The organism is Microbacterium sp. NPDC057659, assembly GCF_042799915.1.
Classification (GTDB): Bacteria; Actinomycetota; Actinomycetes; order Actinomycetales; family Microbacteriaceae; genus Microbacterium.
Genome location: NZ_JBHVHU010000002.1, coordinates 550,123 through 564,849 on the forward strand (window position 1 = coordinate 550,123; position 14,727 = coordinate 564,849).

The window sequence follows — 14,727 nt, forward strand, 5'->3', positions numbered from 1 at the left end:
GAGGGTCACACGGCCGTGGGGCGTCTGCAAAGGCGCACCACGGCCGTCAGCCATGCCCGCAGAGCGTCGTCGCGCGGGTGTCTCCTCCTCCCGAGGAGCTCCGGGCTGAGCCGTCGCGCCGGTGATCCTGCGCGCTCCCGGGACACGGCCGGCGCCGCGATACCGATACAGACGACAGGCCGAGTCTGAGCACGACGCTTCGCGTCACGCTGCATCGACCGGATCGCGCGATGCCGGCTCCGCACGTGGCCTGCGTGGGCTCAGGGCCGATTGCGGGATGGTCCGGGCGAGCCGGCCGTGCATTGCAGCCGGCGAGGATGCCGGTCTCGCACCGCCGCATCCGTGCGTCTCGAGCCGGTCCTGGACGAGCGCCGAGGACGCAGCCGCGTGAGATGACGACATCCCGATCGACGGTGCGAGCGCCGCAAGGCGACGGTCTCCCACCCAGGCGTAGGCAGTGGCGTCCCCGTGCGGCATACGCCTGCCGCTTCGAGCCGGCAGGCGGCCGGTGCGACACGAGGCGCAGCGATAGCTGCAGGCACTGTGCTCGCCCTCGCGCACGAAGAGGCGGGCGCCTCGCCTGGGATCGCGAGGCGCCCGCCAGAGGGCGGTTGCCGGATTAGGGGATCCGGCAACCGCCCCGGGTGCGGTGCCGTGGAGAGGGAGCTCCACGGCGCCGCATGGACGCTGAGAAGGCGCAGGACGCTGGGAGGAACGTCACGGGGCGCAGAGTCTCGGCGTCCGATCCGCCGGCGACGCAGACTTCCCCCGAAGGCTGCGCGATGCCGACGGAAGTCATCGTTCCGTGTTGAGACGGTGGTCGTCGCGATGGACGAGGTGTGCGAAGGACGTGCTCATCAGAAGTTCTCCCTGAAGGATCGACGGGGTCGCTGACAGCGCGCGTGAAGGCGCGACCGCAGGGCGGACGACGCACTCGTCCACCGGAACCCTGATCAGTCGGGAGAGACTTCGGTGCTGGCCGTGACGCCCCCGGGGAGCGGGTCGTGACCGGCGCGCGGGATCGTGCCCGTCAGGCCGGTGGCGCTCGTCATGTCAGCGGCGCCGGGAAGAGCCCCTGCACTCGAGGAACCGCCGGACGCGCTGCCGGATGCCCCGGGCGGAGTGCTGGACGTCGTCGGGCGATCGTCGACGCCGGGCACCGGCTTCGGCGCGGAAGGAATCGGCGCCGTGACGAAGGCCCGGTCGGCACCCCGTTCCGGGCTCGGAGCGCCGGTGACCACGGATACAGCTGCTATCGCGAACGCAGGAGTCGCGGGGAGGGCGGCCGCGCCTGCGGATGCACTCGATGGGGCGACCGGCGGCGTGATGGTCGTTGTTCCCAGCTGTCTCGTCGAGGTCTCTGTACGGCGGTCGCCGAGCGCGGACATCCTGTCGACTGTCTGGAGCAGAGGATCGACCAGGGTGGAGAGCAGAGACACGGGCGGGAGCCCCGTCACCGGCATCGTCACGGCCTTGACCGTGCTCACCGCAGCGCGCGCCACGGGCGCGATGACCTCGCCCACGAGAGGAGCGCCGGACACCGTCGCCACGGTCGAGTCGAGGAGAGTGAAAATCGCGCCTGGAACCGGCGCCGCGACGGGCGCTGTGGTTTTCGCAAGGGGAGTGGTAGCGGCCTGCGCGACGGGCGCTGCGGCCGGTACGACGGCCTGCTCGGCGTGCACGACGGGTGCCGCTGCACGCGCGACGGGTGCCGTGGCTTTCGCAGCAGGAGTGACTGCGGCCTGTGCGACGGGCGTCGTGGCCTTCGCAACAGGAGCCGCTGCCGTGCGCACGACGGGGGCGACGACGTCGGCGACCACGGGTCTCACTGCTGCAGTCACCGCTGTCACCGCGGGAGCGACCTTCTGTGTGACCGGGGCGACGGCCTGTCCCACCGGAGCGGTCGCGGAGCTCACCGTGCTGGAGATCGTGGAGATGAGCGGGTCGAGCGGCTTCGCGGAGTCGTCGGCGTGCGCGGCGGAGCCTCCGACGAGAAGCGTGATCGCGGCCCAGGCCAGCACTCCGAACGCGCCCCAGAGAGCGACCGCGGCGACGCGGCGCGGGCGTACCACGACGTTCACGCGTTCATCCCCTCCGCAGAACCGACGATGGCGGCGATGCACAGCACCTCCGCGGGGAGACTACCCGGGACTTCGGGTCCGTGTCCACACACCGAACCCGGGCCTTTGCATGTCTCCGGAGAAAGAAGGGGGCGGATGTCTCTCGGGAGGTGAGAGACATCCGCCCTGAGGACGCCGGCGGCGGGGAGGCCGGCCGGCATCCTTGGGGCGATCGCGAGGGAGGGGGGAGGGGGTTCGCGATGCCCCGAACTGCGGACGGGGACGGGCGTCGGGACGGGGGAGGGGGAGGTGTCCCGACGGGTCCGCGCATCCGCACCGGTGGTCCGGACCGGAGGTCGACGGAGGCACCGGATGCCGCGATGCGGGAGGCACCGCAGCATGTCGGACGAGCCGCACGGATGCGGCTCGACGATCAGTCGGGTGAGACGTCGGTGGTGAACACCGGCGCTGCAGGCACGACGGACTGCGTGGCCTCGGCAGCGCGCACGGGAGTGCCCTCGTGGACCGGCATGTCGTCGCCGACCGCGGATGCCAGCGCGAGCGGACCGCTCGCGTTGCTCAGCGTCGTCGTCGACGGCGCGGCCGGAGTGTATGGCCCGGGGAGCTCGATGTCCGCGGACGTGTCATCGGACGGAGCCGAGCCGTGCGCCTCGGGCGGTGTCGTGCTCTGCGCGGCCGTGGCCGTGGCCGTGGCCGTCGCATCGGAGTGGTGCGCGGCGGTCGCTCGAGTCCAGGACGAGGCGACAGCGCTGGGCGCTGCGGGAGCCATGCGGAGAGGGGAAGCGGGCGCGCGGTGCTTGCCGGGACGGGCGGCGTCGGCGTTGCCGTGATCGTGGCCGTGGTGCCGGCCGCGGTCGCTCCCGGTGCGGGAGTCATCGCCGCTCCAGTGGTGGCGTGCGTGATGCGTGGCGGCCTTGTACGCGTTCCCGATGCTGTTCGTCGTCCACTCGGTGACGGTCGTGACCGCGTCCTTGGCGGCGTACGCGTGGACGGGGTGGTCGCCGGCGTCGTACTGCGCGGCGTACGTCGCGAGGCCCGTGAACATGGCGAGCTTCCCCGACGTGGTCCGGGCTGCGGTGTCCGTCGCGTCGTCGGAGCTGTGGACCATGGACGCGGCGACCGCAAGGGGCTGCGGGACGGTGGACCCCGTGCGCTGCGCGCTCTTCTTCGGGGCGGCAGTCGTGGCGGAGGCTCCGGCCCTGGGCGCGTGGGTCGCCGGCGCGAAGCCGCGGGCCTGCTCGGGGGCCGCAGGTGCCTTCTTCGCAGGGGCCAGCGCCCGCTCGGGCGCGTGCGAGGGGACCGGTGCCTTCGCACGCGCCCGGTGATCGCCATGGCGCTCGCGCTCCTGCTGCTTGCCCGTCTGCCGGTCGTGCGAGGCGGTCGGCCTCTCCGTCCGCGCGGTCGCCGGGTGAGCGGCGCGGTCCGCGCTCTGGCCGGAGTTCGCGGCCGGACGATCGTGCGGGGTACCGCGATCCGAGGCGTGCGCCGCGCCGCCGCCGAAGAGGGCGACCAGCAGGACCCAGGCGAGTACGCCGAGTGCACCCCAGAGGGCGACCGTGGGCACACGGCGCCGGGAGGTGACGGCAGTCATTCGACTGTCTCCGTTCGGGTTGAGACTCGGGTCTCGGATCGTCGTTCAGGGTGTTGCGCATCGCGGGCCGCTGCACACGCAGATTCCGTAAAGGGTACGACACGAAGCTGAGTCCCGTCGAGGGGGACTTTCCCGTCGGAATGCGGATTCCGGGCGTGTCGCGTGCGTCGTGGTGCGGCATGTCGCGCGGTAGGGCGCGGATCGACGGTTCTCCCCAGGTTGTGCACACCGGCACGCGCGGGGAACAACCTTCAAGCATCGCTTTAGATCGATTTCCATCCACAGGGTGAGGAAAATGAAACTTCCTGTTCATGCCGAATAAATGGGTCTCGTACCTGGACTCTCCACTGGGTTGTCCACAGGGGTTCTTCACAGACACTCCGACGTTGTCCGCACCCTGTCCACAGAGTTATCCACAGGCTGTGTTGCAGTGTGGAAAGCGGACTTCTAGCGTTGTCGAGCGACCGGATGTCGGGGGTGCGTGATTCGCTGTTCACAGCGGCCCGCAACGAGCATCCGATCGTCATCGCGCGACCCTCGAGTCGTGCGATTCGGAGTGGCCGGAGCCGGAGGGAGCACAGTGTCGATCGCCGACATCACCGAGGACCGGATGGGCGCACCCCGCGGACCGGAGCGCGTGCCCCCCCACGATCTGCTCGCAGAGCAGAGCACCCTCGGCGGCATGATGCTCTCGCCCGATGCCGTGGCCGACGTTCTCGAGACACTCAAGGGCGCCGACTTCTACGTGCCCAAACACGAGCTCATCTTCGAGGCGGTGCTGTCGCTGTACTCCCACGGCGAGCCGACCGACGTCGTCGCCGTCACCGACGAGCTCATCAAGACCGGCGAGCTGGGCCGAGCCGGCGGAGCGGACTACCTGCACACGCTCACGTCGATCGTGCCGACCGCGGCGAACGCCGGCTACTACGCCGAGATCGTCGCGGAGCGCGCCATCCTGCGCCGCCTGGTGGATGCCGGCACCCGCATCGTCCAGCTCGGGTACGACGGCCAGGGCGACGCGACCGAGATCGTGAACAGTGCCCAGGCCGAGATCTATTCGGTCACCGGATCGGAGACGGCTGAGGACTACGTCCCGCTGACCATCGCCGTCGACGCCGCGCTCGAGGAGATCGAGGCGGCGAGCGGCCGCGACGGCACCATGACCGGCGTGCCGACCGGATTCAAGGAGCTCGACGACCTGACCAACGGCCTGCACGGCGGCCAGATGATCGTCGTCGCCGCGCGCCCCGCAATGGGCAAGTCGACGCTCGCGCTGGACTTCGCCCGCGCGGCATCCATCGCCCACGGCGAGCCGTCGATCTTCTTCTCGCTCGAGATGGGCAAGGCCGAGATCGCCATGCGTCTGCTCAGCGCCGAGGGCGCGGTGCCGCTGCAGAACCTGCGCAAGGGAACGATGGACCAGCGCGACTGGACCACCGTCGCGGCCACGCGCGGTCGCATCAACGATGCGCCGCTGTACATCGACGACAGCCCCAACATGACGCTGGTCGAGATCCGTGCCAAGTGCCGCCGCCTCAAGCAGCGAGCCGGGCTGAAGATGGTGATCATCGACTACCTGCAGCTGATGACCAGCGGCAAGCGCGTCGAGTCGCGCCAGCAGGAGGTCTCGGAGTTCTCGCGTGCGCTGAAGCTGCTTGCGAAGGAGCTGCAGGTTCCGGTCATCGCGCTCTCGCAGCTGAACCGTGGACCGGAGCAGCGGCAGGACAAGAAGCCCGCGATCAGCGACCTGCGCGAGTCGGGCTCGATCGAGCAGGATGCCGACATGGTGATCCTGCTGCACCGCGACTCCGTCTACGACAAGGACGTGCGTCCTGGCGAGGCCGACCTGATCGTCGCCAAGCACCGAAACGGCCCGACCGCGACGATCAATGTCGCCTTCCAGGGTCACTACTCCCGCTTCGCCGACATGGCCCCCGGCGACTTCGGCGGCGGTGGCGGAGGCGGCGACTTCAACTGAGACAGGACGACGGCGGTCCGTCTGAGCTGCCCCGTTCCGCTCTCTCCGATCGCACCGGATGTCCGCGCGGTCGTAGCCGGTGATCGCCCTTGCGCCGACGGCTGCGGGCAACCTAGGGTTTTGTCGACGTTATGTAATGGCTAATTACAAAACGATAAGTAATGACTAATTACTAATTAATGGCGCGCCCGGAAGGGATATTCGCCGTCGATTCGTCACCAGCGTCGGTGGCGCGAAAGGACCGTCATGAAACGTCCGATCCTGTCAACTCTCGCCGGTGGGCTCGCCATCGCCCTGGGCGCATGCGCGTTCGCCGCCGCACCGGCATTCTCGGCGGACGTGGCCGCGCCCGCCGCGCCACCGCCGCAGATCCTGCCGACGCCGCAGAAGGTCAGCGTCGAGGGAGTGTCGTTCGGACTTCACGGGAAGGTCCGCGTCGTCGTGGGGCCGAACACCGATGCCCCCGCGAAACAGGCGCTTGCGGACATCATCGAGGATTCTCACGGCCACGTCGACTTCGTCACGTCGATGCCGAAGAACGGTGACGTGATCGTGCTGGGCGGGAGCGCCGACAACTCGGCGATCGACGATGTCGCGTCGGGTCTCGGCGTCGAGAGCGCCGCAGGGCTCGTCTCCGGCGGATACGTCATCGCCAGCGGGGCGATCGGCAACCGCAAGGTGCTTCTCCTCAACGGTGTCGACGGCGCCGGCGCCTACTACGCCGTGCAGAGTCTTCGTCAGGTGGTCAGCAAGAACACCGTGCCGGCGCTGAGGGTGCGGGACTGGCCGCAGATGTCCATCCGCGGTGCGATCGAAGGGTTCTACGGCATCCCCTGGTCGCAGCAGGCGCGACTCGACCAGCTCGCCTTCGACGGCGCCCACAAGCTGAACACGTACATCTACACCCCCAAGGACGATCAGTATCTGAGGTCGAAGTGGCGGGAGCAGTATCCGGCGGACGGGCTCGCAGACCTCAAGGCACTTGTCGATCAGGCCAACGCCCACCACGTCAACTTCACGTACGCGCTCTCTCCCGGAAATGACGTCTGCTACTCCTCGGATGCGGACTTCGCGGCGACCACGGCGAAGTTCGACCAGCTGCGCGCGCTCGGCGTGACATCGTTCTACGTCGCGCTCGACGACATCCCTCTGCAGCTCAACTGCGCGGAGGACAAGGCCAAGTTCACCAAGGGCAACTGGGGATGGCTCGCCGACGCCCAGACGTACTATCTCAACCGACTGGTGAAGGAGTACATCGAGCCGAACCGGCTCGCACCGCTCCAGACCGTGCCCACCAACTACAACGGAAGCGGCAAGGACCCGTACAAGGACGAGTTCGGCCTCACCCTCGATCCTTCGGTGCGCGTCCAGTGGACGGGAGAGGGCGTGTTCAGCGACCAGATCACGTTGAAGTCCGTGACGGCTGCGTCGGCCAACTACCACACGGATCACCTGTACATCTGGGACAACTTCCCGGTCAACGACGGCCAGCGCGGGCGCCTGTTCCTGAACCCCCTGACCGGTCGCGATCCTCAGCTCCACACGAAGATCGACGGCATCACCTCCAACCCGATGATCGAGCCCTACGCCTCGATGATCGCCCTGGCGGGCTATGCCGACTACACGTGGAATGCCGCGGGGTACGACCCGGATGTGACGCAGGCCGCCATCATCCGGGAGCTCGCCGGCGATGACCCCGCGGTCATCCGGGCTCTCGAAGTGTTCGTCGATCTCAACCAGAACTGGAAGCCCTACCGGCCGAGTTCGCAGGATGCACCGAAGCTGAGCGCCGACATCGACGAGTACTGGAGTGCCTTCGCCGCCGGCGACAGCGCGGGGATGCGGCCGCTGCAGGACCGCCTCGCCACGATCGCCGCACTGCCGCAGACCCTGAAGCCGATGGCACAGGCGGGCTTCTACCGCGACGCTCAGCCGTGGATCGAGGCGGCATCGCTCTGGGCGCAGGGGCTGCAGCAGGAGCTCATCGCACTGTCCGCGATCGGTTCTCGAGACGGCGCCGCGGCGACGGACGCCATCGAGAAGGCCGTTGAGCTGCGCGCCAAGGCGCTGGCACCGACGGTCTCCGATCTCGCGGGCGACGGGACGGTGTCGCCCGACGTCATCGTGCCCTCGGTCGGCGACGGTGTCTTCGCCGCGTTCTTCACGAAGGCGCTCGGCGCGTACAGCGATTGGCTGGAACTGACGCCTCAGGAGCCTCTTGCGGCGTATCCCGCCAGCGCGACCACGACCATGGGCACCTACAGCGGGTATGCGATCAGCCGAGCCGTCGATGGCGATCCGTCGAGCCTCTACTGGTCCAACGCCGCCCCGAAGGCCGGCGATGCCGTGTCGATCGATCTGGGGTCTGTGCGCGAGGTCGGCTCGATCGCCGTGCACCAGTCGGACTCGGACACGGCCACGGGGGACATGCTCTACCACGCCACCCTGCAGTACTCGCAGGACGGCGCCACCTGGCAGGACGTGCCGGGCACCTTCGACTCCACCCCGCTCATCCAGTACTCGTTCGCCACTCCTGTGGAGGCGCGTTACGTGCGGGTCGCGGCGACCGCACCGAACCCGGGCGGCCAGTGGGTGAAGATCCGAGAGTTCCAGGCGCTCCCGGCCGACACCGGCATCGCCTCGAACCTGACCCCTGCAGCCGGTTCGTCACCGGCGGCCGCGGTCGACGGAGACGTGACGACCGCATTCACGGCCTCGGCGCCTGCGGCAGCCGACGCCTACGTGACCAGGACCTTCTCCGCCCCGCAGCATCTGGGATCGGTCGCGGTGCTCGGGTCCGTCGCCGGGACGCTGCAGGTGCAGGACCAGTCCGGCTGGCACGATCTGGCGACTCTGCGGGAGGGGCTCGCATTCCAGGAGGTCCCGGCGGATGTGGACGGCGCGACCGCGGTGCGCATCCTCGTCGCGGAAGGCACGACTCCGGTGATCAACGAGCTCGCCACTCGAACGATCGGACCCGTGGCAGGATCCTGAGTCCCCTCGAACAGCAGAGGGCCCGCAGGCGCACCGACGCCTGCGGGCCCTCTTCTCGAGCGCACAGTCCCGGCGAATCGAGCCCGCGCGACTCGCGTTCAACCGAGCCCGGCCCGCAGCCGCTCCGCCTGACGCAGCAGATGCTGCTGCTCGAGCACACTGGTCGCGCGGCGCGCGGCCTCCGCGTACTCCGCGGCAGCGGCATCCGCCTCTCCCGCGCGCTCGTGCAGATAGGCGAGCGCCGCGTGGTACCGCGGCACGTCCTCGTCCACCGCGGCCAGGGCGGCGAGGCCCGCCTGCGCGCCGTCGGCCTCGCCCACGGCGACGGCGCGGCCGAGCCGGATCACGGGTGAGTCCCCGAAGGCCAGGAGCTCGTCGTACCACTCGACGATCTGCACCCAGTCGGTCTCGGCGGCGGTCTGCGCGTCGGCGTGCAGCGCCGCGATCGCCGCCTGCGCCTGGTACTGCCCCAGAAGATCCCGTGCGAGGGCGGACTGCAGGACGTCGACGCCCTCGGCGATCGCGTCCTCGTCCCAGAGTGAGCGGTCCTGTTCGGCCAGCGGGATGAGCTGCCCGTCGATCACCCGTGCGGGGCGCCGCGCGTGGTGCAGCAGCATGAGAGCCAGCAGTCCGTGCACCTCGGGCTCATCTGTCAGCGCGGCGAGCTGCCGGGTGACGCGGATCGCCTCGGCGGCGATGTCGATCTCGCCCGAGTAGCCCTCGTTGAACATCAGATAGAGCACGCGCATCACCCGGGAGAGGTCGCCGGACTCGTCGAGCGGGATGCCGGCCAGTCGCTGCTTCGCGCGACTGATGCGCTGCGCCATCGTCGCCTCTGACACCAGATACGCGTCGGCGATCTGCCGTGTGGTCAGCCCGGCGACCGCCCGCAGAGTCAGGGCGATCGCCGCCGCCGACGTCAGCACGGGATGCGTGCAGAGGAAGTAGAGCGCGAGCGTGTCGTCGTGCTGCGGCACCGGTCCCGGCTCGGGCTCGTACGAGATCCGCTCCTCGCGGGCCGCACGCGCCGTGTCGCTGCGCACCTGATCGAGGAACGCGCGCCACGCGACGGTGACGAGCCAGGCCCTGACGTCGCGGACCTCCTCCTGCCCTGGCCGCTCGAGCGCGCGCAGCAGCGCCGTCTGGGCGGCATCCTCGGCCGACGCGAAATCCGCTCCGCGTCGGACGAGGATGCCCACGACATCCGGGATCGCGCGGCGCAGCGCCGCAGCATCCATCGGAGTCATCCAGCTCACGCGGCGTCGGCGGGCGGCGCGCTCATCACCTCGCGCAGCTCCAGCCACTCGCCGAGCGGCTCGCCGCCGGCCCACGGGGCGGCGGACAGCTCGGAGGCGATCTCGAGCGCCCGCTCGTACGAATCGACCTCGACGAGCATCCATCCGGCGATGAGATCCTTCGTCTCGGCGAAAGGTCCGTCGACGACCGGCGGGCGCCCCTCGCCGTCGTACCGGACCCAGGAGCCCGCCATCGAGAGGCCCTCGGCGGAGACCAGCTCGCCGGACTCGGTGAGCCGTCGTTCCATGTCATGCATGTGCTGGATGTGCGCGTTCCACTCGACGGGAGTGAGCTGGTCCATCGGGACATTGTTCGTCGCCGGACGTCCGCCGCGGTAGTGCTTGAGCATCAGATACTTGGCCATGATGACCTCCTGTTCGGTGCGGCCCCATTCTGGCCGCTTCACAGGGGAGACGGAACAGGCTGGGCGTTCTCGACATCGCTCCGGCATGTTTCTTGATCTTTTTTGAAGCCGTGTCGATCCGCTACGGTCCTGTTCGACGTCTGAGTGAGGCCCCATCACGGCCGTCACCATCAAGGGAGCATCATGACCAGCAAGCTCGTCTACACCGGATTCATCACCGTCGACGGCATCGTCGACTCACCCGGGTCCGTCCGCGAGGGACACCCCGGTGGCGGCTGGGTGTTCGACACGCCGTTCCTGCCCGAGGTGTTCTCGCTGAAGGGCGAGGAACTGGCGGACACGACCGCGCTGCTGTTCGGGCGCCGCAGCTATGACGCGTTCTCGGCGGTGTGGCCCGGCTCAGAGGACCACGCCGACTACCGCGACCTGCCGAAGTACGTCGTCTCGACGTCGATCCGCGAAGAGGATCTCGTCAGCGGCTGGGGTCCGCAGCACATCCTGCGCAGCACAGAGGATGTCGCGCGTCTCAAGGAGACCACCAAAGGCGGCATCTTCATCCACGGCAGCGCCGAACTCGCCACCCGCCTCGGCGACGCCGATCTCATCGACCAGTACAACCTGCTGATGTTCCCGTTCCTGCTCGGCGGAGGCAAGAGCGTCTTCCGTTCGGACGAGCTCGGGCGGCGGAACCTGAAGCTGCGCGAGTCGGACGCCTACGAGAACGGCGTCGTCAAGCTCGTCTACGACGTGCAGCGCTGAGGCGGCGAGGGGACGTGGCTCGTCCTGGGAACCGAGGGGTTCCGGCATCCGCCCCGCTGTGATTCGATGAACGGATGATCGCGAGGGTGCGGGAGCGCGCGACGAGCGCGCTGCTCGCGTGCGCGGTCGCGGTGCTGCTCGGCGGATGCGCCGGTGCTGCGGCGCCCCGGACTGCGGAACCGACCCCGACAGCGACCGACGCCTGCCCGCAGCAGGAAGGTGTGGACCTTCCGCCCGGGTGCGCACCCTACGATCCCGACGACGCGATGGCGCAGAACGAGCGCTTCCGCGACCGGACGGAGATGCCGGCCGAGAGCCGCGCGGCCGCCGAGGAGGCGATCGTCGCGCTCCGTCCCGCGCTCGAGAAGCTGCGCAGTGCCGGCGACGTGTCGCCCGAGGCGGTGCAGACTGCGCTGCGGGATGCGGGACTCGACGGCATCCAGCTGATCGGCGACGAGCGCGGCACCGAGTTCAGCGCGAACGGCCCCGAGGGCGGCTGCATCTTCGGAGTGGTGTCGGGGGAGCCGCTCACCGTCGAGGCGGGCGGGTACGTCCTGGACGGCGGCTGCTTCACGCCCCGCGGCGGGCACTGATCCGCTCGGACAACTCGAATCGACCCCGAACCGTTCCACCGCCGAAACGCCCTCGCAACAATCGGAGGCTTCACTGGGCGTGAGGAGGCCGGGATGACGACATGGCGGGTGGCTGAGGAACCGGAGCTGGACGTCCCGGCCGTGGTCGGAGGCGTCCTGCTCCGCAGCGCCACCGCGGCGGATGCCCGCGGCCTGGCCAGGGTGCTCGCCGACAGCGACACCACGGGCATGCAGACCGCGCGCCGAGTGGTGCCGGCCGGCGGGGCCGGACTGTCCCGCTACCTGGTCGGCTGGAAACGCGCAGGCGACTACGGCGTCATGGCGATGGACCCCTCCGGCGCGGTGGCCGGAGCCGCCTGGGCGCGGGTGTTCACTCCCTATGAACCGGGCGACGCCTTCATCGCCGCCGGGGTGCCCGAGATGAAGTTCGGCACAAGGTCGGCGTGGCGAGGCCGGGGAATCGGCCGTGCCCTCACCCGATCGATGATCGACAGGACCCGCGCGGCCGGGCACACGCGCCTCAGCCTCGCCGTGGACAGCCAGAGCACGGCGCACGTCCTGCTGCTGCGAGAGGGATTCCGGGTCGTCAGGGAGCAGGAGGGGCGATCGATCCTGCTCCGCGTGATCGACGAGCGCGGGAGCGGTGGATGATCGAGCCGCTCGCTGTCGTCGCCATCGTGGGGCTGCTCCTCGTGACCGCCTCCTGGCTCGCGCCGAAGGTGCGGATCCCGCCGCCGTTGATGCAGCTCCTGTTCGGCCTGCTCGCGGGCTTCGTCCCGGCGGTGAGAGAGATCCACCTTCCGCCCGACGTCGTGCTGGTGCTCTTCCTGCCGGCGCTCCTGTTCTGGGAGGCGCTCACGACCTCCCTCCGGGAGGTGCGGCGGGACATGCGAGTGATCCTCCTGCTCAGCATCCCCCTCGTCATCGTCACCGCCGCGGGCGTCGCTGCGACCAGCGTGCTGCTCGGCTGGGGGATCCTCGCGGCCGTGATTCTCGGGGCGTCGCTCGCGCCGACGGATGCCACCGCTGTCGGCGCCCTCGCGCGCTCCCTGCCGCACCGGAACATGACCGTGCTGCGGGCGGAGAGCCTGGTCAACGATGGAACTGCGCTCGTGCTGTTCAGCCTCGCCACAGCCGTCGCCGTCGGCACGAACGTCGTGTCCGGATGGCAGGTCACGGAGATGTTCGTCGTCGCCTATCTCGGCGGTGTGGCGATCGGGCTGGCATGCGGCTGCATCGCATCCTGGGCGGTGCGCCACGTGCACGACGCGACCCACCACACCATCGCGCTCTTCCTCGTTCCGTTCATCGCATTCCTCATCGCCGAACAGGTGCACTCCTCCGGGGTGATCGCGGTGGTCGTCGCGGGACTCCTGCTCAGCCGGAGCGGCCCTCGCACCGGGAGTCCGTTGTCGCGCAGGCAACTGCACTTGGTCGGTGCGCTCGTCACGAGCGTGCTGAACGGGGCACTGTTCGTGCTGATCGGCATCGAGGCGCAGTCTGCGATGCGCAGCGTCCCGGCGGGCTCGATCCCCGGGCTGCTGCTGCTCTGCCTGCTGGTGTGGCTGGCGATCCTCGCCATACGGTTCGTCTTCCAGGTGCTCATGGCCTGGTGTCTGCGCCTTCTCGATCGACGGCCGTCGCAGCGCGAGCGTCGCATGACTCATCGAGCACGCGCGGTGTCGACGATCGCGGGGTTCCGCGGGGCGGTGTCGCTCGCGGTCGCCCTCGCCGTCCCGGTGGGCGTGGAACAGCGCGACGAGATCATCTTCGTCGCGACCGGCGTCGTGATCCTCACGCTCGTGGTGCAGGGGGCATTGCTGCCAGGGGTGATCCGGTGGGCCGGATTCGAGCACGACACCTCCGTGGCCGATGAGATCACCGCAGCGCAGCGCGAGACCACAGCGTCCGCTCTGGAGGTGCTGCCCGGGCTCGCCGAGCAGGTCGGAGCGCCGCCGGGCGTCCGAGACCGGATCGCGCGCGAGCATCAGGAGCGACTGGCGCGTCTCGGGGCGGCGACCGACCTCGACGGCCTGGATCTCTGGGCGGCCGACCAGGACTACGCGGCGCTCGAACTGGCAGTGCTGGAGCACAAGCGCCGCGTCCTCGTGCGGCTGCGCGACGAGCGCAGGATCAGCGACACGGCGCTGCGCATCGTGCAGGTGAGGCTCGACCGCGACGTCCTTCGGCTCGCACCGCCGCATGTGACCGAGTGAGCGGCATGGACGGGCGAACGCCCCGGCGTTCGACGGAGCGCCTGCCGCTCACAGCAGGATGTCGCCGGCCTCGGTCAGCTCGGGCCACGCCTCTCCGCGCAGCGCCCTGCCGCGGAGCACGTCGGCGTCGACGAGCGCGCCGAGATCGACTCCGGTCATGTCCGCGATCGCCGACACCGGCACCTGGAAGGTGTGGAACGCACCGAGCGGCGGTGCGGCGAGTCTGCCCTCGGACACGTCGATGAGGGCGGACTGGTCGAGCACGAACCCCGCGCAGGCGAGCCCGGCATCGCCGCTCCAGGCGGCGATCTTCCAGAACCGCAGCGGGATGCGGATGCCGCGGTACACCGGATCGTCGTCGGAGAGGACGGGGCCGGTGAAGACGGACAGGCGCTGATCGGTCGACTCGGCATAGGCGAGCACGTGGTCCTCCAGCCCGAGCCAGAGCTCCTTCGACTGGTTGAAGCCCGCCGCCTGCGGTGCCGCGTTCGGATAGACGAAGGTCGCAGACATGGCCGCTCGCGCGGCATCCGGCTCGCCCCAGCCCGGGTCGCGCCTGCGCACGAGATGTCCGCGGTCCAGGTCGTTGCCGGCGTAGACCTCCGGGCCGGTCTGCTCGCCCTCGGGGACCCGGGAGTCGAGATGCCAGTCGCCCTCGCGGGGCAGATCGCGCATGGTCCGCCCGTCGATGTTGACCGCGGTGGCGGCCGCGAGACGCCGCTCCGGATCGAGCAGCACCGCGAACCGCGGATACGTCAGCGTGCGCACCGCCTGCCGCGGCGCCGGCAGCGGCAGCGTCGTCACGAGGAATCCCGGGTCGTATCCGTCGGCCATAGCCCCATCGTGCCCCATCCC

11 protein-coding genes are annotated in these 14,727 nt (G+C 69.7%); 6 read left to right on the forward strand and 5 right to left on the reverse strand.

Annotation, left to right across the window (positions count from 1 at the left end; translation table 11 throughout):
• Nucleotides 1-953 precede the first annotated feature (953 nt).
• On the reverse strand, nucleotides 954-2,081 hold the full coding sequence (locus ACFVAE_RS11210; protein ID WP_378891819.1) for a hypothetical protein: 1,128 nt from the start codon (nucleotides 2,079-2,081) through the stop codon (nucleotides 954-956).
• Nucleotides 2,082-2,493: 412 nt separating this feature from the next.
• A complete protein-coding gene (locus ACFVAE_RS11215; protein ID WP_378891822.1) occupies nucleotides 2,494-3,672 on the reverse strand; it encodes a hypothetical protein in 1,179 nt (392 codons plus the stop codon).
• A gap of 610 nt (nucleotides 3,673-4,282) precedes the next feature.
• Here ACFVAE_RS11215 and dnaB point away from each other — a divergent pair.
• Nucleotides 4,283-5,650, forward strand: a complete 1,368-nt coding sequence (gene dnaB, locus ACFVAE_RS11220; protein WP_378893547.1) for a replicative DNA helicase — start codon at nucleotides 4,283-4,285, stop codon at nucleotides 5,648-5,650.
• A gap of 246 nt (nucleotides 5,651-5,896) precedes the next feature.
• Nucleotides 5,897-8,644 (forward strand): beta-N-acetylglucosaminidase domain-containing protein, encoded by a 2,748-nt coding sequence (locus ACFVAE_RS11225; protein ID WP_378891825.1) that lies wholly within the window; start codon nucleotides 5,897-5,899, stop codon nucleotides 8,642-8,644.
• A gap of 98 nt (nucleotides 8,645-8,742) precedes the next feature.
• On the opposite strand, the gene ACFVAE_RS11230 is transcribed toward ACFVAE_RS11225, so the two are convergent.
• The gene (locus ACFVAE_RS11230) at nucleotides 8,743-9,882 is read right to left on the reverse strand and encodes an RNA polymerase sigma factor (protein WP_378893550.1); all 1,140 of its coding nucleotides are present in this window, start codon (nucleotides 9,880-9,882) and stop codon (nucleotides 8,743-8,745) included.
• A 14-nt stretch (nucleotides 9,883-9,896) separates the two neighbouring features.
• Nucleotides 9,897-10,304 carry a YciI family protein gene (locus ACFVAE_RS11235; RefSeq protein ID WP_378891828.1) on the reverse strand — a complete coding sequence of 136 codons (408 nt, stop codon included), beginning with the start codon at nucleotides 10,302-10,304 and terminating at the stop codon, nucleotides 9,897-9,899.
• 183 nt (nucleotides 10,305-10,487) lie between these two features.
• Between ACFVAE_RS11235 and ACFVAE_RS11240 the strand changes: the two genes are divergently transcribed.
• The 4 genes from ACFVAE_RS11240 (at nucleotide 10,488) to ACFVAE_RS11255 (ending at nucleotide 13,872) form a co-directional block, all read left to right on the forward strand.
• On the forward strand, nucleotides 10,488-11,063 hold the full coding sequence (locus tag ACFVAE_RS11240) for a dihydrofolate reductase family protein (RefSeq protein ID WP_378891831.1): 576 nt from the start codon (nucleotides 10,488-10,490) through the stop codon (nucleotides 11,061-11,063).
• Between the two features lie 74 nt (nucleotides 11,064-11,137).
• Nucleotides 11,138-11,656, forward strand: a complete 519-nt coding sequence (locus ACFVAE_RS11245) for a hypothetical protein (RefSeq protein ID WP_378891834.1) — start codon at nucleotides 11,138-11,140, stop codon at nucleotides 11,654-11,656.
• Nucleotides 11,657-11,749: 93 nt separating this feature from the next.
• The gene (locus ACFVAE_RS11250; RefSeq protein ID WP_378891836.1) at nucleotides 11,750-12,307 is read left to right on the forward strand and encodes a GNAT family N-acetyltransferase; all 558 of its coding nucleotides are present in this window, start codon (nucleotides 11,750-11,752) and stop codon (nucleotides 12,305-12,307) included.
• Nucleotides 12,304-13,872: a Na+/H+ antiporter gene (locus ACFVAE_RS11255; protein ID WP_378891839.1), complete on the forward strand. Its 1,569-nt coding sequence runs from the start codon at nucleotides 12,304-12,306 to the stop codon at nucleotides 13,870-13,872. The genes ACFVAE_RS11250 and ACFVAE_RS11255 overlap by 4 nt, the downstream gene beginning before the upstream one ends.
• 48 nt (nucleotides 13,873-13,920) lie before the next feature.
• Here ACFVAE_RS11255 and ACFVAE_RS11260 read toward each other — a convergent pair whose 3' ends face one another.
• Nucleotides 13,921-14,706, reverse strand: a complete 786-nt coding sequence (locus ACFVAE_RS11260) for a DNA/RNA non-specific endonuclease (protein WP_378891842.1) — start codon at nucleotides 14,704-14,706, stop codon at nucleotides 13,921-13,923.
• Nucleotides 14,707-14,727 lie beyond the last annotated feature (21 nt).